General features: G+C 69.5%; 19 protein-coding genes, 1 tRNA gene, 1 other RNA gene and 1 pseudogene. 11 read left to right on the top strand and 11 right to left on the bottom strand.

The window, feature by feature from the left end:
- Nucleotides 1-65: 65 nt before the first annotated feature.
- The 5 genes from ACIBCU_RS17805 to ffs form a co-directional block, all read right to left on the bottom strand.
- Nucleotides 66-1,529, bottom strand: coding sequence for a N,N-dimethylformamidase beta subunit family domain-containing protein (locus ACIBCU_RS17805; RefSeq protein WP_362936104.1), 1,464 nt, complete (start codon nt 1,527-1,529; stop codon nt 66-68).
- A gap of 219 nt (nt 1,530-1,748) precedes the next feature.
- On the bottom strand, nt 1,749-3,464 hold the full coding sequence (locus ACIBCU_RS17800; RefSeq protein ID WP_399232241.1) for a hypothetical protein: 1,716 nt from the start codon (nt 3,462-3,464) through the stop codon (nt 1,749-1,751).
- 299 nt (nt 3,465-3,763) lie between these two features.
- Complete coding sequence (gene purD / locus ACIBCU_RS17795) at nt 3,764-5,017, bottom strand: phosphoribosylamine--glycine ligase (protein ID WP_362943680.1); 1,254 nt, start codon at nt 5,015-5,017, stop codon at nt 3,764-3,766.
- Nucleotides 5,018-5,141: 124 nt separating this feature from the next.
- Nucleotides 5,142-7,394: a DNA polymerase III subunit gamma and tau gene (locus ACIBCU_RS17790; protein WP_399232238.1), complete on the bottom strand. Its 2,253-nt coding sequence runs from the start codon at nt 7,392-7,394 to the stop codon at nt 5,142-5,144.
- Between the two features lie 79 nt (nt 7,395-7,473).
- An RNA gene (gene ffs / locus ACIBCU_RS17785) (signal recognition particle sRNA small type) lies at nt 7,474-7,570 on the bottom strand.
- A gap of 132 nt (nt 7,571-7,702) precedes the next feature.
- Here ffs and ACIBCU_RS17780 point away from each other — a divergent pair.
- Nucleotides 7,703-7,790 (top strand) — tRNA-Ser (locus ACIBCU_RS17780).
- 93 nt (nt 7,791-7,883) lie between these two features.
- A pseudogene (locus ACIBCU_RS17775) lies at nt 7,884-8,453 on the top strand (mobilization protein); the annotation flags it as partial.
- A 44-nt stretch (nt 8,454-8,497) separates the two neighbouring features.
- On the opposite strand, the gene ACIBCU_RS17770 reads toward ACIBCU_RS17775, so the two are convergent.
- Genes ACIBCU_RS17770 through ACIBCU_RS17760 form a run of 3 tightly spaced genes read right to left on the bottom strand, consistent with a single transcriptional unit; the run spans nt 8,498 to nt 10,999 of the window.
- On the bottom strand, nt 8,498-9,274 hold the full coding sequence (locus ACIBCU_RS17770) for a WbqC family protein (protein ID WP_399232237.1): 777 nt from the start codon (nt 9,272-9,274) through the stop codon (nt 8,498-8,500).
- A complete protein-coding gene (locus ACIBCU_RS17765; protein ID WP_399232235.1) occupies nt 9,216-9,884 on the bottom strand; it encodes a YdcF family protein in 669 nt (222 codons plus the stop codon). The genes ACIBCU_RS17770 and ACIBCU_RS17765 overlap by 59 nt, the downstream gene beginning before the upstream one ends.
- A gap of 14 nt (nt 9,885-9,898) precedes the next feature.
- On the bottom strand, nt 9,899-10,999 hold the full coding sequence (locus tag ACIBCU_RS17760; RefSeq protein ID WP_399232233.1) for a helix-turn-helix domain-containing protein: 1,101 nt from the start codon (nt 10,997-10,999) through the stop codon (nt 9,899-9,901).
- Nucleotides 11,000-11,152: 153 nt separating this feature from the next.
- On the opposite strand from ACIBCU_RS17760, the gene ACIBCU_RS17755 reads away from it, so the two are divergent.
- From ACIBCU_RS17755 to ACIBCU_RS17715, 9 genes are all read left to right on the top strand, one after another.
- Nucleotides 11,153-11,581: a hypothetical protein gene (locus ACIBCU_RS17755; RefSeq protein ID WP_399232231.1), complete on the top strand. Its 429-nt coding sequence runs from the start codon at nt 11,153-11,155 to the stop codon at nt 11,579-11,581.
- A gap of 8 nt (nt 11,582-11,589) precedes the next feature.
- A complete protein-coding gene (locus ACIBCU_RS17750) occupies nt 11,590-11,991 on the top strand; it encodes an ATP-binding protein (RefSeq protein ID WP_399232345.1) in 402 nt (133 codons plus the stop codon).
- On the top strand, nt 11,988-12,458 hold the full coding sequence (locus ACIBCU_RS17745; RefSeq protein ID WP_399232230.1) for a hypothetical protein: 471 nt from the start codon (nt 11,988-11,990) through the stop codon (nt 12,456-12,458). Before ACIBCU_RS17750 ends, ACIBCU_RS17745 begins: the two co-directional genes overlap by 4 nt.
- Before the next feature lie 54 nt (nt 12,459-12,512).
- Entirely contained in the window at nt 12,513-13,634 is a 1,122-nt protein-coding gene (locus ACIBCU_RS17740) for an adenosylhomocysteinase (RefSeq protein WP_399232228.1), read from the top strand.
- A 5-nt stretch (nt 13,635-13,639) separates the two neighbouring features.
- Complete coding sequence (locus tag ACIBCU_RS17735) at nt 13,640-14,182, top strand: NUDIX hydrolase (RefSeq protein ID WP_399232226.1); 543 nt, start codon at nt 13,640-13,642, stop codon at nt 14,180-14,182.
- Between the two features lie 301 nt (nt 14,183-14,483).
- Nucleotides 14,484-15,983 carry an RNA-directed DNA polymerase gene (locus ACIBCU_RS17730; RefSeq protein WP_399232224.1) on the top strand — a complete coding sequence of 500 codons (1,500 nt, stop codon included), beginning with the start codon at nt 14,484-14,486 and terminating at the stop codon, nt 15,981-15,983.
- Nucleotides 15,970-16,461 (top strand): SLATT domain-containing protein, encoded by a 492-nt coding sequence (locus tag ACIBCU_RS17725; protein WP_399232222.1) that lies wholly within the window; start codon nt 15,970-15,972, stop codon nt 16,459-16,461. The genes ACIBCU_RS17730 and ACIBCU_RS17725 overlap by 14 nt, the downstream gene beginning before the upstream one ends.
- A gap of 140 nt (nt 16,462-16,601) precedes the next feature.
- Entirely contained in the window at nt 16,602-16,793 is a 192-nt protein-coding gene (locus tag ACIBCU_RS17720; protein ID WP_399232220.1) for a lantibiotic dehydratase C-terminal domain-containing protein, read from the top strand.
- Between the two features lie 540 nt (nt 16,794-17,333).
- Nucleotides 17,334-18,806: a HEPN domain-containing protein gene (locus ACIBCU_RS17715; protein ID WP_399232218.1), complete on the top strand. Its 1,473-nt coding sequence runs from the start codon at nt 17,334-17,336 to the stop codon at nt 18,804-18,806.
- A 1,008-nt stretch (nt 18,807-19,814) separates the two neighbouring features.
- Here ACIBCU_RS17715 and ACIBCU_RS17710 read toward each other — a convergent pair.
- The 3 genes from ACIBCU_RS17710 to ACIBCU_RS17700 all read right to left on the bottom strand — a co-directional run bounded on the left by ACIBCU_RS17710 (nt 19,815) and on the right by ACIBCU_RS17700 (nt 23,153).
- Nucleotides 19,815-20,363 (bottom strand): OsmC family protein, encoded by a 549-nt coding sequence (locus ACIBCU_RS17710; RefSeq protein WP_399232216.1) that lies wholly within the window; start codon nt 20,361-20,363, stop codon nt 19,815-19,817.
- A gap of 543 nt (nt 20,364-20,906) precedes the next feature.
- Complete coding sequence (locus tag ACIBCU_RS17705) at nt 20,907-22,319, bottom strand: mycothione reductase (protein ID WP_362930621.1); 1,413 nt, start codon at nt 22,317-22,319, stop codon at nt 20,907-20,909.
- 54 nt (nt 22,320-22,373) lie between these two features.
- Nucleotides 22,374-23,153 carry an SDR family oxidoreductase gene (locus tag ACIBCU_RS17700; RefSeq protein WP_362930623.1) on the bottom strand — a complete coding sequence of 260 codons (780 nt, stop codon included), beginning with the start codon at nt 23,151-23,153 and terminating at the stop codon, nt 22,374-22,376.
- Between the last annotated feature and the right edge of the window lie 182 nt (nt 23,154-23,335).

Genomic DNA, 23,335 nt, shown 5'->3' with positions numbered 1-23,335 from the left:
AGGTTGGGGCCGCGGAGGGACCGGAGCGGGAGCTCGCGGGGCGGACGGCCGGCGGGTTCCGCTTCTCAGTCCCGCTTGCAGATCCGGTCGAGCAGATTGGCCGTGGCCCGCTGGATACGGGAGTCGACGTGGCCGGGGCGGTCCAGGGCCGGGGACCAGGCGAAGGTGCCCGAGGCGAAGACGAGCGCGCCCGACGGGGCGCGGTACAGCGAGGTCTCCTGGTGCCGGGTGGCCCCCTCACCGTCGGCGTACGGGGAGTGCGCGAGCAGCATGCGGCTCTCGTGTTCGGGCAGCGCCGTGCGCGGGAAGTAGCGGTCGGCCTCGCCGGCGACCAGCCCGTCGATCTCGTCGCCCTCGGCCGCGCCGGTGGCTTCCCAGAGCCAGTGGCTCGCGTTCCGCACGACCAGCGGGTGCGGATCGGGGACCCGGCCCGCGTACTGGATGCCGAGCAGCTGCTGTTCGGGGCGGTCGACCTCACGCCACAGCGCGGGCTTTCCCGGCCCGCGGCGCTTACGGCAGGTGAGCAGGCGCTCCGGAACACCGGAGGGGGACGGGCCGAGGCCGACCTGCCAGTACATGGTGTTGGCCGAGAGGAAGACGAGCGAGGTGCCGGTGTCCCTGGCCAGCTCGGCGGTGCGGCGCATCGGCACCGACCAGTACTCGTCGTGGCCGGGGAAGACCAGGCCCCGGTAGCGGCTGGGGTCCACACGGCCTGCGTGCAGGTCGCGGGCGTCGGCGTACGCGAGGTCGTAGCCGTAACGCTCGGCCCAGCGGATGAAGTCGTAGGCGTGGCCGACGTGGAGAGGCAGCCCGGCGCCCGCGTAGGGGCGGTCGAAGGAGATGGTGACGGCGGCGTCCTCCTCGCCCAGCAGCCGGCCTCGCTCGTCCCACGCGTGGTACAGGCTCGCGCCGGTGCGGCCGTCCTCCGGATAGAGGTTGTAGGCCTGCCAGGTGACGTCCGGGAGCAGGAGCAGCAGGTCCGCGGGGTGGTCGTCGCGGACCGTGAAGGGGACGTGCGAGCGGTGGCCGTCGGCGGTGGTGAGCACGGCGACGTACGCCCCGACCGACCAGTAGCTGGGGATCTGCAGCCGCCAGGAGAGCCACCAGTGATGGCAGGAGACCGTCCGCTCGGCGGTCAGCGGTGCCGGCTGGACGATGCCGGAGAGACGCGGGCTGGTGGTGATCTTGGCGGCGCCGTCGCCCGCGTAGTGCCCGATGCGGTAGACGTCGACGGAGAACTGCTGGGGCGGGTCCACCGTGATGTGGAAGTCGATCGCCTCGCCAGGTGCCGCGGCGCCGGGGGACACGAACCCCTTGATCTGCTGGTGCACGTCGTCGGCCGTCCGCGTGCCGCCGCCGGTACCGCCGCGGCCGAGCTCGGGGTCGGCGTACCAGGGGACGACCTGGCCGGTGTCGTCGAAGTAGTTCTCACTGCCTCGCAGCCAGGGCAGCGGGCCCTGCCCGAAGGGGTCGCTCACGGCATGCGCGAGGGCACCCGATTCCCATCGCCGGATCTGCTCCGCCCCCATCCCGCTCCCCTCCCTCGTCCCCCGACATGTCTGCCGCGCCGGGTCCCGGCGCCGTCCCCCAGCACATCACATTCAGCACGCACCCCGTTACCGTTCGTCGCGAATTGACGTGGCCGGAGCCCGATCTTCCGGGTATTGGGGGGATACTTCGGGCATTTCTCCATCTAAGTGGACGGACGGCCGTTCAACTCAGGCGGCCCGTCGGCCCCGGCGCACCTCTCAGCCCAGACGTACGGGTTTGTCGGTGCGCACCCCTACCGACGTGAGCCAGGAGAGCAGCGGCTCCGCGTCCCCGTCCTCGACGAGGCTGGAGACGGGGGCGCCGAGGTCCGCCCTGCGGCCGCCGTCGACCAGCAGCGCGGGGCCGTCGAGCCAGTCGAGTCCGGGCGCGGCCCCCGCCGTGTCCACGGCGGCGCAGCAGACCATCGCCACGACGTGGTCGGCGAGCAGCTCCGTGCCCGTACGGGGCGGCTGGAGGGGGAGGAGCGGGAGCGGGACGGGCCCCCAGAGGTCGAGGGGGCCGGTCTCCCCCCCGGCCTGCGTGCCGTCGGCCGGGGAGCTGCGCCCGCCGGTCCGGGGGCGCGGGGCCGTCTGCTCCTCGTCGCGGGCGACCGCGGCGCCGATGCCGGCCGCGAGAGCCTCGCTGTCGGCCCCCGGTGTGGCGAGGTGGTCGATCACACGCGCCAGCGTGGGCACCGCCGAGCCGTGGGCCGCCGCGTCCGGGGCCCCCACGGAGACGCTGGTGGCCACTCCCATGGCGTCGAGCACCCGGTGCAGGCGGGCGGCCTCCGTACGCCATTTCCGGTCCACGACCTCTTCCGGATACTGCTGCCAGTCGACCGGGGACCAGCCCGGCCCCGGCTCGGCCGGCCCCCCGTGGAAAAGCCGGGCGGCCAGCAGGGAGGCCGCCTCGTCGGCCGCACCGGGCTCCTCGATGAGATCGCAGGCGGGGCGCTCCCCCAGCCGGGAGGTGAAGCCCTCCGCCAGCCGGTCGCGCCGGGAGAGCTCGGTGAGCGCGGAGACGACTCCGGCGTCGAGCCGGGAGGGCCAGCGCCCCATCCGCCAGGCGGGCAGCGCGACCCGGGTCAGCAGCCGGTCCCAGCCCGCGTAGGCCAGGCCCACCTGCTCCTGGGCGACGATCCGCAGCCCGTAGTCCACCTCCTGGGCGCGGCCCGACGCGGCGGCGGCGACGCTGCGCTCCATCTCCGCCGCGTGACCGCGACAGCCGCGCAGCAGCACCCTGGCGGTCCACCCGACGAAGGCCGCGGGAATCCTGCGTACGCGCCCCTGCCCGGGCACGGCGGCGTCCGCGACCGCGGCGTCCAGACCGCGGACGAAACGGCGGGCGGCGGCTATGTCGGGGTGGGCGGACGGCCCGGTGCCCGCGACGACCGGGGCGAGAACCGCCCGGAGCTCGGCCACCCTCATCCACCACAGGAAGGGGGAGCCGATCACCAGCACGGGCGCCGCCGGGACCCGGCGGCCACGCCGGGACCCCGCCGGCCCCTTCGGCTGCGCGGCGGGGTGCGTACGGTCCTCCAGCCAGCTGTCGCAGTCGGGGGTCAGCGCTATGGCCGACGGCGCCGGGACGTCGAGCCGGTCGGCGAGGTCCCTGACCAGCCGGTAGAGATCGGGGGCCGCCGCCTCGGCGAGAGGCACGGTCGGGCTGACCGCCGGCCTGGCACGCGCCACCGCGACGGCGACCGCCGCGGCGACCAGCAGGACCACGACGGCGCAGGCCGCCACCGCCCAGCTGACCGTGGACCACACGCCCGGGCCGATGCGCCCCTGGGCGACCGCGACGAGCAGCACGACGGCCGCGGCCGCGGGCAGGATCGCCAGGGCCGTGGCTCTGCTGCGGATGCGCAGCAGAGCCACGGCCCTGGTCCGCGCTGCGTGCGCACCCAGCTCCTCAACCGAACCGGTACCGGACACGACTGGACGTCACCCCCTCTGCCCCCGCGACGGTGTTGGTCACTCCCCCACTGTGGCACCCGTCACCGACATCGCAATGCCGGTGGGCCAAGTGCCGGAATGCTTGCGCCGCACCCTAGTTGGGGCCTCGGCGGGCGTCATCCGGATGGCCGAGCCGTCACCCGATGGAATGGCTTTGGGTAAAGCTGCTGACGTGCCGGTGCCCAGGCGTTCGGTGATACGGCGGCCCCGCCAGGAGGCCCCTGACACGCCTGTGCCCGGCGCCTCCGTGGAGGGCCGGGCACAGGGGCGAACGGTTCTCAGGCCTCTTCGGCGGCCTTACGGGCGATGTCCGTGCGGTGCTGGGAGCCGTCGAGCCGGATCCGGCCCACGGCGGCGTAGGCACGCTCCCGGGCCTGCGTGAGGTCCTTGCCGGTCGCCGTCACGGACAGCACGCGCCCTCCGGCGCTGACGACCGCGTCGCCTTCCTGCCGGGTGCCGGCGTGCAGGACGAACGCGTGCGGTGCATCCTGTGCCACCACCTCGGCGAGGCCCTCGATCGGGTCTCCCGTGCGGGGCGTGCCCGGGTAGTTGTGCGAGGCGATGACCACGGTGACGGCGGCGTCGTCGTGCCACTTCAGCGCGGGTACGACGTCCAGGGTGCCGTTGGCCGAACCGAGCAGGAGCCCCGCGAGCGGCGTCTTCAGGCGGGCGAGGACCACCTGGGTCTCCGGGTCGCCGAAGCGGGCGTTGAACTCGATGACCCGCACGCCGCGCGAGGTGATCGCGAGGCCGGCGTACAGCAGCCCGGAGAAGGGCGTACCGCGGCGGCGGAGCTCGTCGACCGTCGGCTGCAGGACGGTCTGCATGACCTCGTCGACCAGCTTCGGGTCGGCCCACGGGAGCGGGGAGTACGCGCCCATGCCGCCGGTGTTCGGGCCCTCGTCGCCGTCCAGGGCGCGCTTGAAGTCCTGGGCCGGCTGGAGCGGCAGCACCGTCGTGCCGTCGGTGATCGCGAAGAGGCTGACCTCGGGGCCGTCGAGGAACTCCTCGATGACCACGCGGTCGCAGGCCAGGGCGTGGGCCCGCGCGGCTTCGACGTCGTCCGTGACGACGACGCCCTTGCCGGCCGCGAGACCGTCGTCCTTCACGACGTACGGGGCGCCGAAGGCGTCCAGGGCCTCGTCGATCTCGGCGGGCGTGGTGCAGACGTAGCTGCGGGCGGTCGGGACGTTGGCCCCGGCCATGACGTCCTTGGCGAACGCCTTGGAGCCCTCCAGCCGGGCAGCCTCGCCCGAGGGGCCGAAGCAGGGGATGCCGGCCGCGCGCACGGCGTCGGCGACGCCGGCGACAAGCGGTGCCTCCGGGCCGACGACCACCAGCTCGGCGCCCAGCTCGGTGGCGAGGCGCGCGACGGCGTCGCCGTCGAGTGCGTCGACCGGGTGCAGTTCGGCCACCTCTGCGATTCCGGCGTTGCCGGGGGCGCAGTACAGAGCGGTGACATCGGGGTCGAGGGAGAGAGAGCGGCACAGGGCGTGTTCGCGGGCGCCGCCGCCGATGACGAGGACCTTCACGGGGTGCAGCCTAGCCGCCGGGGACCGGACGCCTCGACGGGCGCCGCTCCGTGGACAGACCGGAGGCCGGTCCGTGGGGTGCGTGCCGTGGGTGCGTGCCGTAGGGCGCGTGCCGTGGGGCCCGCTACTCGTTGGTGAACTCCTCGACGACCGTGGCGCCCAGTTCGCGGACGATCAGGTCGTGCCCGGAGAGCGCGGAGTCGACCAGGTCGGGATCGTCCGCCTCGGCGGTGTCGTCCTCGGGCGCGACCGACCGCGGCGGCGGCTCGGGGGCCCCACGGTCGTACGAGGACTGCTCGGGGCGACCGTGCTGCTGCGCCGGGGGCTGCTGGGCGGGCGGCGGGGCCTGCTGGACGGGTGCGGCCGGCCGGGACTCGTACGACGGAGCCGGCGGCGCCGGCGGGGGCTGATACGGGGCGGCCGGAGGCCTGCCGCCACCACCGCCGCCACCGCTCTGCGCGGGCTGGCCGCCGCCGCCCGACGGGTCGACGACCGCGTCGACCTTCCACTTGGCGTTGAACTGCTCGGCGAGAGCCTGCTTGAGCACCTCCTCGCTGCCGCTGCTCGAGAAGGTGTCGCGGGCGCCGGCGTTGAGGAAGCCGATCTGCAGGGTGGCGCCGTCGAAGCCGGTGACCTGGGCGTTCTGGCTGAGCAGGATCCAGGTGAAGCGGCGGCGGTTCTTCACGGCCTCCAGGATGTCCGGCCACATGTTCCGCACCTGGGCGGCGCCCTGCGCCATGTCCTGACCGCCGCCGGGCGCGGGCGCCGGGGCGGCCGGGGCCTGGGGCGGGGCGGCGGGTGCCTGGGCGGGTGCCGGGGCCTGCGGTACGCCGCTTCCGGGCGCGGAGGCGGTCGGCCAGCCGCCGGGCCGGCGCGCCGCTTCGGCACCGCCGCCGCTGCCGGCTCCGGCCGCCGCGGGCCAGGCGCCGGGGCGCTGGCCGGCGGGCGCCGGGGCCGGGGGCTGCTGGGCCGGGGCCTGCTGAGCCTGGGTCTCGTGGACCGGAGGCGCTTCCTGCGGTGCCGCCGGAGGAGCGACGGGTTCGACGGCTGCGGGAGCGGCCCGGGGGACGTCGGCGGGGGCACTGCCCGGAGCCTCGCCCCTGGCGGCCGCACGGGCCGCGGCGGGGCCTCCTCCTGCGGGCACCCCGACACCGGCCCCATGGGCCTCAGGACCCGGCACGTACCCCATGGCGGGGCCGGCCCCGGCCGAGGCGAAGGACGCGCCGCGCTCCAGCTTGTCCAGCCGCGCCTGGAGCGAACGCTCGTCGTCGAAGGCGGCGGGCAGCAGCACCCGGGCACAGATCAGCTCCACCTGGAGCCGGGGCGAGGTCGCCCCGCGCATCTCGGTGAGCCCTTCGTTGACCAGGTCGGCGGCACGGCTCAGCTCCGCGGCCCCGAAGACGGATGCCTGGGCCTGCATCCGCTCCACCACGTCGGCGGGGGCGTCGATGAGCCCCTTCTCCCCGGCGTCCGGCACGGCGGCCAGGATCACCAGGTCACGCAGCCGCTCCAGCAGGTCCGCGACGAAGCGCCGGGGGTCGTTGCCGCCCTCGATCACCTGGTCCACGACCTCGAAGGCCGCCGCCCCGTCGCCCGCCGCGAAGGCGTCCACGATCGAGTCCAGCAGGGAGCCGTCCGTATAGCCGAGGAGCGAGGTCGCCATGGCGTATGTCACACCGTCGTCGGCGGCGGAGGCCAGCAGCTGGTCCATGACGGACATCGAGTCACGCACGGATCCCGCGCCGGCCCGCACCACGAGCGGCAGCACACCGTCCTCGACGGAGCTGTTCTCCTTGGCGCACACCTCCGCGAGATAGCCGCGCAGCGTCCCGGGCGGCACGAGCCGGAAGGGGTAGTGGTGCGTACGCGACCGGATCGTGCCGATGACCTTCTCGGGCTCGGTGGTCGCGAAGATGAACTTGAGGTGCTCCGGCGGCTCCTCGACGACCTTCAGCAGGGCGTTGAACCCGGCCGGGGTGACCATGTGCGCCTCGTCGATGATGTAGATCTTGTACCGACTCGACGCGGGCCCGAAGAACGCCTTTTCCCGCAGGTCACGGGCGTCGTCCACGCCACCGTGCGATGCGGCGTCGATCTCGATGACGTCGATCGAACCCGGCCCGTTGCGCGCGAGGTCCCGGCAGGACTGGCACTCCCCGCAGGGAGTCGGCGTAGGCCCCTGCTCGCAGTTCAGACAGCGGGCCAGGATGCGCGCACTGGTCGTCTTTCCACAGCCACGCGGCCCGCTGAACAGATACGCGTGATTGACCCGGTTGTTCCTCAGGGCCTGCTGCAACGGGTCAGTGACATGCTCCTGACCGATGACCTCGGCGAAGGACTCGGGGCGATAGCGGCGGTACAGCGCAAGGGACGACACACATACGAGGTTATCGGGGCGGACCGACAACCGGCCCCGCCCCGGACCGGGCGCCCGGCGGGACACCACACCCCGGGCACGCAAGGGCCCCCCACGCACCCGCCAGAGCCAACCTACCCTTGCTGCCTTCCGGCCCTGGGGGAGTTCAGTCAGATAGCGCCACGTGAGGGGCTGACGCCCACCTTAACCGATCCCGACCCCCCGCCGTCCACCCGCTCCCCGGTCTCGCCCCTCCCGACGGACGGTCCGGAACGATCTTCGGGGAACGTGTTCGCGAGCACCCTCCAACGTCTTGTATTGTTTGCGGCGGAGGATTCGCCTAGTGGCCTAGGGCGCACGCTTGGAAAGCGTGTTGGGGGCAACCCCTCACGAGTTCGAATCTCGTATCCTCCGCCATTGCTCTCACCGGGCAATACGTCGAAGGCCCCCGCAGCTCGCTGCGGGGGCCTTCGACGTTCGTGGTCTCATTTTTGGTCTCAGATGGCCTGCACGGGCCCCTGCCACCAGAACAGCAGGGTGGCGAGATCAGTGCCCGTCTGGGCCGTCATCGTCGCAGGACGCTGGCATGAGTCCAAGGGTCACGCCCACCAGGCCGACGCCGCACGGCAAGCCATCCAGCATTTCCAGTCGGCAGCCGACAGTGCGCTCACTCCGACGCTCACCGAACTTCAAGCCCGCCGCCCCAAGGAGGCAATCCGTCGCACCCTGGCCAATGACCTACGCGCTGCTGTCCCGGAACACGCCGAGCGGATACTCGCCGACCCCGGCTGGCCGCCCCTCGCCACCGTCCTCACCGACGCCGAAGCCGGCGGCCACGCACCCCACCAGCTCCTCGAGGGAGCCACCGCCCGCCGAGAGCTCGGCACCGCCCACAGGCCCGCCCGCGTCCTGATCACTCGCATCCAGCACACGCGCCTCGAGCCCGCGCCCAATCTCCGCGCCGAGGCAGCCCGCCTGCGAAGCACTACCGCATCAGCCTTCGGCTCCTCTTCCTCCTCCGACCAGCCGCTGACGCCGGCCGCAACTCCCACGAGCCGGCCGACCCGCGCACACCGCTGATCCGAAACAGTCGCCAACAGGCCGCGGTCAAGCGGCAGCCGCCATCAGGCGTGGTCCAAAGCGAGCCTCTGCATGATGGCGGCCACCTCCTGCGGGCCGAGTGCCGCCAATGCCCCGAGCGAACTGAGACTTCGACCGGAGGACCAGATGCCGGTCGTCGGCGGCCGGAACGGCGTGACGGCCATGTCCTCGGCGGCGAACGGTACCGGGTCGAGGTACGCCATGCCGCCGGTTCCGCAGAGATAGGCGCGGGCACCAGTGATGGCGGAGAGATCAGCGAGCCGCTGGGAGCGGCCCGGCCGTGAGGGCAGATCGCTGCTGTTGAGAATCTTGCCCTGCCAGCCGAGCAGGCCGAGCAGAACACGGGTGGAGACTTCGGCGACCGTGGCGGTCCTGCCCGTACCGAAGGCATCCAGTACTGGAGCCAGGGCCTGCCCGAGGGCGGGCCAGTAAGGGCTCGCACCGTAGTACTGCCGCAGCATCCCCGCAGTTTTGCGGCAGGCCCGGTCGGGATCGTCGATCAATGTGTCCCGGATGAGCGTCGGGCGTCCATGGGGGAGGCGGGTAGGGACGGTGAGCCACTGCCGACGACCCGGTTCGTCGAGGATCCCAAGGCGGGCTCGGTGCTGGCAATCGCGGCGGGCGAACTGCACGTCGTCCAGGACGACCCAGTAGTCCGCCGCGAAAAGCTTGGCCAGCGTCGTCAGTCTCGGAAACAGATTGGGCTGGTGGATGGCACACAGCCCGCCCGGCACCGGCAGGTCAGGAAGCGATGAGACGGCTGGTGAAGCCATCACGGATGAGGGATTCGTACGCTGCATGCACGTCCTCCGGGACCTCCTGCTCGATGGCGAAACCGAGCTTCGGATACTCGATGACCCGCTGGAGATCGCCGACGAGCATGTCCAGGACGAGCTTCTCGTCGCCGATGGACTTCACGTAGTCGTCGAACTCCAACGGCTCCGACGCGCAGAGAATCTCGACGTCGGGCCAGAGCTTGCGGGCGGTCGCGAACGACCGCCGTTCCATATAGGGCTTGGAAACCAGCAGCACTGTCGTCGGGCGGATACCGGCGGCGGCGAGGACCTCACGGGAGAGAGTGATGTTCTGCCCCGTGTTGCCGGCGTCCGGTTCCAGCAGGATCGCCTCTGCGGGTACGCCGAGGTCGATGGCGTGCTCGCGAAAGTGGACGGCCTCGCCTCGGGGGAAGACCTTGGAGGTGGTGGGGCTGTTGCCGCCGGTGAAGACCAGGGTCGAGAAGAGTCCGGCGCGGTACAGCTCGACGGAACAGGTCGCGACGCCGAGATCGTGGCTGCCCAGGCCGATCGCCACGTCGACGGGCCGCAACTGGTGGTGCATCTGGTGGTAGTCCCAGATGAGCGCGGCCCGGTGCCACTGGTCCTCAGTGATGGCCTGCTGGTTGTCGCTCACGCGTCTCTCCCTGGTCACCGTCGCCGGGGGCCGGTCGACCCCTCGTTCATGGCCTTGATGCCCTCGATACTGCGCAGTTGGTGGACAAGTCCGTACTGCGCGGCCGTGCGCGTGGCCTGATCGAGGACGAGGAGTCCATCATCCCGGGTCGCCGTGTCGGAGAGCAGGATGTGGCCATGGGCGGTGTCCAGCCGTACGCGTTGCATCGGTGAGTCGGTGGCTCCGCTGCCGCGGGCGATGTCGATGTAGTGCAGGGCCTGGGTGAGGTCGCCAGCACCTCGGCGGGCAAGGGCTAGTTTCTGGTGGGCCACCGACCAGTCGTCGGGCTCGGTGAGATCCTCGAAGTCACGGGTCGCGGCCTGCATGACGCGGGTCGCGTAGTCGTGCCGGCCGTTCTTGCTCAGCGCCGTACCCACCCATAGGCGGGCCCTGGCGCGGTCTCGGCGGGAGAGCCGGTCGTCGACGGCGAGGGTTTCGTAGTGGCGGGCGGAGACCTCCAGCTTGCCGGACATTTCCGTGATCACCGCGAGGGAAAGGTCGAGCTGCGCGACACGTCGCGGGATGTCGAGCTGGGTGAAGACCGCGCGAGCCCTGGTGTAGGAGTGCTGGGCGGAGAGTGGTCCGAGCACAGCGCCTTGGTCGCGTTTGACGTCACCGAGCAGCGCGGTCGATCGGGCGAAAAGGTACAGGCCCTTCTCGTCCATTTCCCGGGCGTCGTATCGCGTCAGCCAGCGGCTGAGCAGGCTGTCGGCGAAGGCGAAGTTCTGGCGGGAGAGCGCGACCACCACGCGGTCCAGGTCCTCGGCCCACGATTCGTACTCCCAAGCTCGCGGGCCGGCAGTGGTGACGCGCCGCCCGGCGTTCTGCACGGTGCTGGCCATCTCGGACAGGAGGGTCTCGAAACGCAGGTGGGCGGGAGCGTCAGCGCGTCCGAGGGCGGTGTCGAGGATGGCCTGGGTGTCAGGTCTTGGCTCAGTCTCGGCGCGCTTGCTCTCCCACTTCGAAACCGTCGCGACAGCCACACCGAGGTGCTCGGCAAAGGCCCGCACGCTCAGACGTAGAGCGAGACGCAGAGCCCTGGCCTCCAGGCCGGTCCAGTGGTGCACGGTTGCCACGCCTTGCTCCCTTCCACCGTCATCGAAGCAGATGCCCGGGGGCGGCGGGACGGAAGTGGAACGGAAGTAGAACGACGGTTGATTGGCCAGGAGTTCAGGGACCTCCATGCTCAGGAGCGTCACCACCCGCCGACTCCTTGGACGGTCCCCAGCATGGAACCTCTCACGGAACATCGCCTGGTCAGCGGGCCTGTCGTCTACGGATTCCTGCGTCTGGTGCGGGTCTCCGAAGCCAGGCAAGAGGCGCTGGCCGCCTCGCTCGCCGAGTACTGCCGTAGGCACGAGTTGGAGCTGTCCGGCGTCTTCACTGATCGCGAGGCGAGTGCCGACCCCCGCTCGTCGGCCTTCACCGGCCTGCTGGACGTGTTGGCACTGCCGGATGTGTACGGCGTGCTCGCCCCGGCCGCATCACACCTTGGCCCGAGGGCAATAGCCGCTGAACGCGGTCGACGGATCGAGGCTGCCGGCTCCCGGCTGCTTCTGGTCCGCCGGTCCCGCCCCGCATGCCCGCCGGCCGCCTCCACCACGGCGGCCCGCCGCCACAGCCCGGGAACCACCCGCCTCCTGGAGACCGAGTCATGAGGGCAACAATGATCGAATCGGTGCAGCGCTTCTTCGAGGCCCACCCCGAATCCGTGGGACAGGCAAGGGAATTCGCCTCCACGACCCTGGCCGGGTGGGACCTTGCGGAGCGGATCGACGACATCCGCCTCTGCGTCTCCGAGCTTGCGACGAACGCACTGGCCCACGGCACTGTCGCCGACCACGGATTCCTGGTCCGCCTCGACGCCGAGGACGACGTCGTACGCCTGGAGGTGCACGACAGCCGCCGCCGGCGCCCCGAGACTCGCCAGGCCGCCGACACCGACGTGTCCGGACGCGGTCTGGTCCTGGTGGCCGCGCTCGCCGACGGCTGGGGCGTGCAGGACCGCATACCGCTCGGAAAGATCGTCTGGTCCTGCTTCAAGACCGTAGGAAGGACGACCGCGTGAGCGCCATCCTCACTCCGACCGGCCCCGAGCTTCGGCTACTGGTCTCGCTCGCCGCCTGGAGCTGGTCGGACACCGGTCCGGACGGCCGCGAGATCGCCCACATCCTGATCGCCCACAGTCCTGCTTCCGCTCTCCCCGGCAATACTGACGCGCCCGAAGCACACGCGCTGCGTCTCGCAGACAGCCTGGGCGGACTAGGCCGGGCTGGGGACGTGGTCCGGGACGCTGGCCGCTGCCTGCACATCATCGGCGACCACGTGTTCCTGCACTTCCCAGGCGCCTCCCGCATGCTGCGGCTGCCCAGCCGCCCCGACTGGGCGGCGCTGGTCGCCCACACCGGCATAGCCGTTCTCCTGCTCGGCCTGGACCCGTTGCCGCAGTCCGCCGACGCGCCTCAGCTCGACACCTACCTGGATACCGCAAGCGGGGCCGACCGGCTGCTGTTCGGGCTTGCCCGCACCCGCTGACTCCCCCTGGAACTCCCTGCACGGCCCCGGTTATACGGATGAGAGGTAACTGCCATGGAAACCTTCGAACGCGCCAAGCTGGATGCATACTTCGCTCGGATCGCCGCCCAGTTCGCTTCCGACGAGCAGACCTCGTCGATCCTCATCACCCACCTACTGGTCGAGCGCCCCGCATTCGTCCGCGCCGTTGCCGCGATGACCCGGCTCACGGCGGTGCTGCCGAAGCCGAAATCCATCCACCCGGCTGCCCAGCGCGAGACCGAGCGGACCGTCGCCGTCGACACTCTGACCCGCGAACTGTTCACCGACCCAGACACCGCGCTGGATTACTTCGAGTCCCGGGCCGCCGGAGAACCCATCTCTCTCCTCGACGTCGGCGGCTACTTCGCCCCCACCCTCACCGACCTCCACAGCCGCTTCACCGGCCGCCTGCTCGGCGTCGTCGAAGATACCGAGAACGGCCACCGCCGCTACGAAGCCCTCGACAAACTGCCCTGCCCTGTCATCTCGGTGGCCCGCTCCCCGCTCAAGGACCCCGAGGACTACCTCGTCGGCCAGTCCGTCGTGTTCTCCACCGAGGCCGTCATACGCGGTCGCGGCGACATCCTCCACGGCCGCCCCGCCCTCGTGATCGGCTTCGGCAAGCTCGGCTCCTCGATCGCCCGGCTCCTGCACGCCAAGGGCGTCCAGGTCACCGTCTTCGACATCGACCCCGTACGCCGCACCCAGGCCCTGTCCCAGGGGTTCACCGTCGCGCGCGACCGCGAGACCGCGCTCACCGGCGCCGGCCTGGTGCTCTGCGCAACCGGCGCGGTTTCCCTGCGCGGCGAGGACTTCTCCCACCTGCGCAACGGTGCCTACGTCGCCACCGTCACCTCCAGCGAGGACGAGCTCGACCTCGCCGGCCTGCCAGACGTCTACACCCGCACGGTTGTCGGGGACCACGTCACCCGCTACCAGACCACCGGTCATTACTTCTATCTGGCGAACGGCGGCAATGCCGTCAACTTCATCCACGGCGCGAGCGTTGGACCTTTCATCTTCCTGATCCAGGCCGAGATCCTCGCCGCGATCAAGATGCTCACCCGCGGAGACCTCGCCCCTGGCGTCCACGAGGTCCCCGCACCTGACCGCGAGGCCATCGCGGCGACCTGGCTCTCCTACTTCAACAGGTGATCACCATGCCCATCACGGCCCAGCACATCCGCACCACCATCACCGCGTACCTCGACCAACACCCCGAGGACAAGAGCGAGATCGCCGTCGTCCAGGGCCTCCTCGACGACGGCGACGACCTCACCAGCCGCAAGACCCTGCCAGGACACGTCACCGCAGGCGCGATCCTCGTCGGCCGCGACGGCCGTGTCCTGCACATCCTCCACAACTCCACCGGCAAATGGCTGCTGCCCGGCGGTCACATTGAGCCCTCGGACAACACGCTCCTTCAGGCCGCCGGCCGTGAGCTCGCCGAGGAGACCGGCATCCCGCCCTACGTCGTCACCCCGCACAGCGAGATCCCACTACACATCGACGTCCACCCCATCGACGCCAACCCCGCCAAGGACGAGCCCGCCCACCAGCACTTCGACTTCCGCTTCCTCTTCCGTACGACCGCCGACATCGGCGAACTGCAGGCCGAAGAGGTCGCGGACGCCGCGTGGCGCACGGTGGAGAGCCTCACCGACGAGCAGCTGAAGCAACGGGTCGCCCACGCGCTTCTCTAAGCACCGAGGGCCAGCGACTCCCGAGCACAACTACGATGCCGCCGTGCTCGGGGCGCCCGCGCGTGCGGGCGGTGCGGTCAGCCTCTCCCGACTTGGGCCTTACTCGACAGCCAGTCGGGGCCGTACGGTCGACCGTAGCGGGCGCAGGGAACCACCCGTGGGTCACATCCCCCTCAACTGCCCGGTTTTGCCGCCTCACCGGCTGGTGGGGGACCGGTCACAAGCAAGGCAGACCGCAACCAAATCTCAGCCCCCCCAGATACCATCCGGTAAGGCGTCGTCATTCAATAAAAGGGGACCGGTGAACCTACCCAACAGGCTCACCAAAGCCAAAAACCTGCTTATATCGGGCGAACACCAGTCAGAGGTCCCCGACGTCATCGGGTACCAAGACATACAACACCAGTGGGAACGCGGATACCGCGAGACGCTGGCGCGGGCCATCGAGGACGGCGCATGCGGCCCGGAAAGTACCAGCATCATCGATTTCCCCAAGACCGATCTGACCGTACGGCCACTGGCCCGTTTCTCCACCCGAGACAGGCTTATCTACGACGCGCTGGTCTTCACCATCGCTGATCAGATCGACTGCCAGCTTCACCCCGGCGTCTCCAGCTACCGATGGGACCGTTTCAAGGGCGAGCCCATCGGATGGTGGTCCAACTGGTCCTCCTACCGGGCAAAGTCCCTTCTGGCTATCCGCTCCGATACTTCACTTAAGGTCGCCTATCTCGATATAGCAGCCTTCTACGAGCACATCGACGTAGCCATGCTCGGGGACGATCTAAAAGCCCTAAGGGGTGACGGCCGAGCCGCCGACCACATCATCGACTTTCTCACCCGGTTCCAGACCATCAACCACGCCTGGGGCCTGCCCCAAGGGCCGGACGCCTCCGGCATCCTCGCCAATCTCTACCTGGCCCCTGTCGACTCCTACCTGGCCCAGAACAGCGCCCGGTTCCTGCGCTACTCCGACGACATCAAGGTCTTCCATCCCGACTGGAGTGAGCTGCGCGATCTGTTCCTCGGCGTGAACAGCCAACTGCGCTCCAGGAGGCTCGCCATCTCCTCCAGCAAGACCGTCATCCTCGATCCCCAGGACGCCCGGGAACGCGAAACCGACATCCGGCATGACTCGCTCGCCGGCGCCATCAGAAGGGGACGCCCACGCGCTCGCGAAGATCTTGCAGCCTACTTCGAAAAGATCGTCAAAGAGGGAAAGTTTAACGGTAACCAGGTCCGCTTCGTTCTCGGCCAGCTCCGCATGATCAGAGATGATCGAGCCGTCAGCTGGTGCCTGGACAACCTCACCCGCCTCCCACACGCCATCACGCACGTGTTCAAGTACCTCAACGCAGCCAAGGGAAGAGCGTCCGAGATCGAAGTCGCCCTGGTTCGGTTTCTGCACTCCAACAACAGCGCCACACACCCACTGATTGAGCAGCGAATCCTTCGCTACCTCATCGCCATGGACATCAGGGATGAACGGGCAAAAGAAGCAGCGTGGAATATTCTCGGGGACCGCAACCGGGCCGAATACGCCCGCGAGTACGCAGCACGCTACATCGGAGAGCACGCATCCATTGCCGAGGCCCAGATGCTCCGCCACCGCTTCGAGGGGGAGACCAACGCTGCCGTCCGACGCGCCGTGCTCGTCGCACTGTACGAGGCCCGCTACCTCACAAGACGCTACCGCAACGAGATCAAATCCTCCGTGCCCGGCATGGAATGGCTGTGCAGCTTTCTTGCCACAAACCCGCACATAAGTCCGCCCCTGATTGGACCCTATGTCTACTTCTGACACGCTGTACGAGAGTATCAAGACCGAACTGGCGCGCATCCAGAGCAATTGCCTCTACGCCGCTCAAGGATACTTCGAAGCGGCCAAGAGCGCGGAGAAGTGGGGACGACTGATGGTGTTCATCCCCGCCTGCGTGACCGCAATATGCAGCCTTCTGGTTGCTGTCAAAGTCGGCCCCGCAGTCTTCTTCAGCGGGCTCGGTGCCGTCTCCGGAGCCGTTGCAGCCACTGCGGCTTTCCTGGGCTCGCCAAAGACCGCGGCTGACCATCTCGCTTCTGCCCGCGCCTACACCGCGCTCAAGCACCGCGCAGACACCGAGATCAGCTTCCTAACCGAGGCATCCGACCTCGCGGTCTTCGAAGCTCGAACCCGAGAGCTGAGCGCCGACTACGTCCGCATCACCTCTACCGACACACCGATGGCGAACAAGTTCTACGAGAAGGCCCAGCAGCGGATACAACAAGGCGCGGCCGAGTAGCCGAGTTTTGGGACCAGCAGCAGTGTCCAGGTCATTCACGCCCCGCCCCATCCTCTGGCCTGGACGGCGCCGCCTGAACTGGTGACCGTGGAGTGGTTCGACGGTGCCCTTCCTTTGGCACTCCGCCAGCCAATCCAACAATGACCGTCGGGGGCGGCTTCGACCTCCTCGTCTCCGAGGGGCACCTCCAACGCTGGTGGGCCGGCATCTACGAACCGGAGACGCCAGCGTTCGGCGGGAAAACCAACATGACGGCTACGCAGGCGCTGTTCGTCACCGACAGCCGAGAGATCCAGCAGTTGCGCCAGCGACGATCTCACCATCGGGCCTAGGGAGCGGTCCGACCTGCTGTGCACGATCATGATGGGCCGCCCGGTTGGAGTGGTAGGGCGGGGCGATGAGGGACCGCGCCGTCACGACGGAACGCCGCTCGACCATCAGCACGTTCCGACGGAACGGCTCAACGCCCGAGCCGGCGAGATTCGCCCTCTCTTACTCGTCGACAGCGACGCCCTACTGCGCTCTGCAGGCGGCCCGCCGGACCCCGTCGCCGAGTGGGCTGCCGCCTTCCGGAGCACCGGCCAAGCGCTCGCCCACGGCGTCCAGGACGGGTCTCTGGATCGCGGGCTGCGACAGGTGCTCAGGTACGGAAAGCACGGCTTGCCAGATCAATTGACGATGGGTAGCCAAGCACACGAAGCTTCTGGTGAGAAACGGTGTGCTGGTTGCGACACCTCCTACCAGGAGCGTCATCGCGCTGCGGAGCCGCCCAGCCGGCGGACATCGCGGACAGGCTGGGAAAGGCTTCTTGAGCCTCTGCTGCAGACCCAAGATACGCAATTTCTCGGAGGATATTCTTGGCGAATAACCCGTTGAACCTTGACGAAGTCGGCGAATGGTCGGGCATCTGGTGGCTGCCCGACGACCCTAACCAGCCGATACCCGGTGTCCTCCGATACTCGCCGGACGACGGCCTGGTGCTTTCGCTGATCGGTGCGTTCGAGGACCGCATCATGTCGACGCCCTCTCCTGGCCTCACCGTGTTCCACGAGGGGAGCCGGAACTGGGACGTCATCCATGGCGCTGCCGAGCAACGGGAGATCTCCCTCCTCGGCTGTTACCCGAACGGTGTGAAGCGAACCATCGGCGCACGGGTGAAGAGCCCTGACAAGCAGACCGTGGTGGCGATGACCGCCCTCGTCGGGGCGCATGTCAGCGGCGAGGACGACGCTGTCTTTTCCGCCGCGGAGATCGCCGTCGAGGACCTCGGCCTCTGGGCCGCTTCGTCGGTCTTCGAGGGGTCCCTAGGTGCTCCCGATGGCAAGATCGACGGGACTGGGAGCATCTCCGTGAAGCCGGTGGAGACGCGTTCGGTCCTAGTCGACGGGACAGAGTTCCACCTACAGCACCAGCACACGCTGCCGTTCTTCGACCAGCGCAAAGGCGGCACCGTCGGGCGCATGCGCGACACGGCGTTCGTGCGCGTTGTCCCGGCCGTCCCGTTCTCCTTGGGCCGCGCGCGGGAAGCGGCCAGCCTGGTGCAGGACCTCATCTCGCTTGCGACCCACCAAGCCGCCGGCCTGATCTGGCTCCGGCTTGAAGTGGCGGAGAAGGAGCCCGTGCTGCTGCCGGATGGCCGCCCCGCGCCAAGGCGACGCGCCAATGTGCTCTACTCGCCTACCGCGCTCGGCAGGGGAAACGCCAAGGCAGTCGACCACCACCGTGTCTTCTTCACGTGTGAATCGCTCCCGTTCGAAGAGGTCGTGCCCCGCTGGTACGAGGCACGCGGCCGGCTGCAAGCGGCTACCCGCATGATCCTGGGCCTCCGCTACGCGCCGGCCCGCTACGTGGAGAACAACCTCCTGACGGCAGTGGGAGCCGCCGAAGTGCTCCACCGCGGTCTCCGTATCGACGAGACGCCGTTCCCCAGGGCGAAATTCAAGGCGATGCGCGACGCCATGCTCGAGCAGGTCCCTGAGACGCACCGGGAGAGGTTCAAGGGAACCATCCGCAACGACCCGACGCTCCGGGACCGGCTGTACGCCCTAGCCGCGCGCCCCGACCAGGACGCGATCGCGCTTCTCATGCCAGACGTGGACCGGTGGGCAGAAAGGACCACAAAGGCCCGCAACGACCTGACGCACGAGGGAAAGACGCCGAATCACCGCATAGAGGAGCTAATTGCCGTCGTGGATGTGACCATGGCAGTCGTCATTCTCAATCTTTTGCACGAGCTCGGCCTGCCTGCTGAGCGGCAAAGCGAGATCGTGCGGGAGCATCCCCAGCTCAGAGCGACCGCCAACACTGCTCGCGAATGGCTGGTGTCGCCCGATGTCGTCTCCTGAACCGGCGCGTGGCTGACGCCCTCAATCTTGCGGAGGCTTCAGGTAGTCGCCCGCTGAACTCCTCCGACGCCGCGCTCCAGCCTTCCGGGTGGCAGGCTGTCGTACGACGTCTCCTCCTGAAAGTGGAGGTCGGCTCGTATCTCGTAGCGGATTTGAAGACGTTGAACTGGTGAAGCCAGGCCGAGCCCTCGGATCAAGCTTATGGCAGTCCCGAAGGCAGGACAGAAGGTTGCAGTTCGGGTTGCATTCAGGGGCGTTCAGGATCGTTCATACGGCCGGTCCGCTACCCCTGCACCGCAGGTCAGAACGTCGGCGAACCCGCCCGGGCCCCCAGGCGAACATTTGGAAAGCGTGTTGGGGGCAACCCCTCACGAGTTCGAATCTCGTATCCTCCGCCATTGCTCTCACCGGGCAATACGTCGAAGGGCCCCACCGCTTGCGGTGGGGCCCTTCGGCGTTCTCCTAGGCCCGCAGTCTCATCTGCAGTCTCATTAGGACGCTGCGGAGCCCTCCGCGCCGCTCTCGTCGGGCTCCTTTGCCACTTCCCAGATGAGTCCTCCGACCCGCTGCGCGACGTCGGCCAGGATGCCGCCCGTCACGTGCTGGTACCGGCAGCCGCTTCCAGGTGTCGTAGTCCGTGCTCGGCACCAGCGGCTCACCCACGGGGGACGTGAAGACGAACCCGGACTCTCGCCAGTCCTCCCCCGCTATCGCTCGCTCCCGGGCCTGCTCCCTGCGGTGGAGTTCCAGCAGCCTCACCAGTTCGTCAGGAACACCGATGACGCGTCGGCCGGCGCGCGACTTCATGTTGGCCGTGTCCTCATTCTTCCTGACCCGCTTCCTGCAGTACCCCGGCTTCGTGCCGCAGTCGCCGCCGCATCCGTGCAGGTACTTCGGCCTCAGCCGGTTCTTCCTGACGCGCAGGACTCCGCTGCTCGTATCGAGGTCTGCCCACCGGAACCCGAGCGCTTCCCCCTGCGGGGCCGTGGGCCCGATCGATGCGGACGATCAGGCGAGCGTGGTGACGACGTCGACGGGGCTGACCAAGGTGTCGCGGATGGGCGAGCGGTTCTCGACGAGGGCGACGAGTGCATCGATCTGCTCGCGGGGGGCGTCCGCGTCGATGTGCAGGCGGACACGCACCTGCTGCAGGCCCGGACGGACCGTAGGATCGAGGCCGAGGAAGCCTCGCAGGTCGATGTCGCCTTCGAGTTCGAGGCGGAAGCCCTTGAGCTCGATGCCTTGTGCGGCGGCGAGGGCGGCCAGGGTCACGGTGTAGCAGCCGGCGAGTGCCTGCAGCAGGTACTCCCCGGGCGAGACTGCGGAGTCGGTGCCCAGCAGCGCAGCGGGTTCGTCGCTGCTCATCACGTACTTCGCTACGCGGGAGTCGTCCCGCTCGCCGCCCTGGGTCAGCGCGCCGGTCTGCGCGGTGAGGCGACAGCCGCCCTGCCAGGAGCCGTCGACAGAGAAGGTGGCCTGGCCGAGGCGGGGGTTGGCCTTGACGGCGGCGGCGGTGTCCTGGAGGACCTGGACGTCGATGTCGTTGATCACGGTCATGAGTGCTGATTCCTTCTGTGAGATGGCGGAAGCGGCGCAGGCGTCGCCGCGTGCGGCGGAAAGCGGGCCTGAGACAGACGGCCGGTTCGTGGGCCGTCTGCGGGTACGTCAGATCGTCGACTCGGGGCAGTCCGGGCGGGACGCATCGCCCCGCCCGGTGCCACGGGGTGGTGCCCGTCGGCGTCCGGCCGGATCGCCGGCGGGCGGGTGTTCCCGCGCCCTGGTGGAGACTCCCAAGAGGGCGGCGGTGTCGGGGCGGTCCGATGGCGCCGTCTCCGCCGGTGCAGGAGCGGAGCAGCGCACTGGACGACTCGTCCAGCGGACGTGTGGCCGGCGCGGCGCGACCGGCCGGAGCCTCCTGGCCCGCTGCCAGGACATCATCACTGAGCACGAGGTCCTCGTCGCGCGGCTGCGCGACGAGGGCAGGGCGCGGAGGGTTTCACCAAGGTGCTGCGTTCCCACGTCGGCGACACGATCGGCTCGGGACTGCACCGGTGACGCCGGTCCCCGCGCGTGGCAGGTGCGCGGGACCGGTGTCGCAGCTCAGTCGAGCGGGAGGTTGTTGAGTGCTCCCTGGACGACCTCGGGCATGGACGGGTGGATCCAGTACTGGCCGCGCGCCATGGAGCGGGCGTCCTGGCCGAGCGACATCGCCTGGATCAGAGGCTGGATCAGAGTAGGCGCCTGCGGGCCGATGATGTGCGCCCCCAGCAGCTTCCCGGTGGCGGGGTCGGCCAGCACCTTGGCGAAGCCGGTGGTGTCCTCCATGGCCCAGCCGTAGGCGATGTCGGAGTAGTCGGTACGGCCCACTACGTACGCCGTACCGGTTTCCTTCGCCTCCTGCTCGGTCAACCCGACGGCGGCGATCTGCGGGGAGGAGAACACCGCGTGCGGGACGTAGCGGTGATCGGTGGCGATCAGGTCCTGCGGGTGGAGGACGTTGTGCATCACCGTCTCCGCCTCGGCGTTCGCCACGTGCTTGAGCATCCACTTCGAGGAGACGTCGCCCAGCGCCCACACCCCGGGCACCGAGGTGGCCTGCTGCTCGTCGACCATGATCCGGCCGTCGGGATGCGTGGCCAGACCGCCGGCCGCCGCGTCCACCAGGTCGGAGTTGGGACGCCGGCCGATCGCCATCAGCACCTCGTCGACCTCGACTTCTTCGGCACCCTGCGGGCCTTCGAGGCTCAGTACGATCCCGTTGTCGCTGCGCCGGGCGCTCACCATCTTGCGTTGCAGGCGGACGTCCCACTGCTGCTTCGCCAGTTCGGTGAAGCGCTGGGCGATCTCCGCGTCCTCGCGGGCCAGGAGCTGGTCGAGCATCTCCACCACGGTGACCTCGACACCGAACGACGAGAACACGTGCGCGAGCTCGGTGGCCACGAAGCCGCCGCCCACCACGGCCATCCGGCGCGGCAGCCGCTCCATGGTGCGGACATCGTCGCTGGTACGGAAGCCGACCTCGGCCAGCCCCGGAATCGGCGGCACCACCGGACGGCTGCCCGCCGCCACCACGACCTGGTCGGCGGTGAGTTCGACCGTTCCTTCCGCGGTCTCCACTTCGAGGCGGCGCTCACCGATGAAGCGGGCGGTGCTCTCGTAGTAGAGGGTGATGTCGGCGCGCTTCTTGTGGCCGTCCAGCCACCAGGCCGACGTGGGGTCGATGTGCCGGTTGAGGCGGTCCATGGCGGCCGTCCAGTCGACACCGCGCAGTTCCAGGTCCACGCCCAGGTGGGCGCCGTGCTGGGCGGCGCGCGCCGTGTCGGCGGTGTGGACCAGCATCTTCGTGGGGACGCAGCCGACGTTGAGGCAGGTGCCCGCGTATTTCCGCAGCGGCCCGACTCCCTTGTCGACGATGGCCACCTTGAGTCCATCGAACCGCTCGTCCAGTACGCCGACGCCTGACCCGGCGCCGATGACGACCAGGTCGAAGTGGCCGCCGGTGGTGGTATTCATGTCTGTCCCGTTCATTGTGTGTCCTGAGGGCGTTTCCGTTCCGGGGACGGGTGGTCAGTTCCGTCCGGCCATGACGCCGCCGTCGACGTCCCAGACCGCGCCGGTGACCCAGTCGGTCTGGTCGGAGAGCAGGAACACCACGGTGGCGGCGATGTCGTCGGGGGTGCCGGTGCGGCCCAGCGGGTGGAAGGAGTTGAAGCCGTCCAGCGCGCTGTCCATCTCGGCCTTCGGAATGAACTCCTCGTAGATCGGAGTGCGCACGACCGCCGGGGCGACGGCGTTGACGCGGATGCCGTACGGCGCCAGCTCCATGCCCAGGTGCTGAGTGAGGGAGTGCAGACCGGCCTTGGCCATGGAGTACGCGGAGGACGGTGTCGCGGCGACGGCCTGGTGGGCCCACATCGAGCCGACGTTGACGATGGAGCCCTTGGTGCCGCGCTCGACCATGCCCGCGGCGACGGTCTGGGTGATGAGGAAGAAGGCCCGGTTGATGGCCTGGTAGCGGTCGTAGTCCTCGGGCGTGTGCTCCAGGAACGGCTTCGGCGCGAACACGCCGGCCGCGTTGACCAAAAGGCTCGCGTCGGCGTGGTCGCGGGACAGCTCGGCACGCAGGCGCTCGACGGCCTCGGGGCCGTTCAGGTCGGCGGCGAGACCGGTCGCGTTCGGGCTGGCCAGCTCGGCGACGGCCTTCGCCGCGCTGGCATCGGAGCGGCCGGTGACGACGACTCTGCCGCCGGCGTCCAGGATGTGCCGGGCGATGGCCAGGCCCATGCCGCTGGTGCCGCCGATGACGACGGCCTTCTTGCCGGTGAGGTCGATGGTGGTGCGAGACATGTTGTGCTCCTGGTGGAAGGGGTCGGGGAGGTCCGCCTTGGCCAGCCCCGAAACATGCCCATAACTGGACAAATTACCGCCAGGGCGCGGAGTGTGCCCCTGAGGTGGGCGACCGTGGGGCCGGAAGGAAGAGGGAGTGGGGGAATCTCTGAAACCAGAGGAGGGTCGCCGCGTGACGTACG

It is taken from the genome of Streptomyces sp. NPDC051064 (assembly GCF_044455985.1).
In the GTDB taxonomy this organism is placed as follows: Bacteria; Actinomycetota; Actinomycetes; order Streptomycetales; family Streptomycetaceae; genus Streptomyces.
The sequence above is the reverse complement of the archived record's forward strand: the minus strand, read 5'-3'. Positions and strand labels throughout refer to the sequence as shown.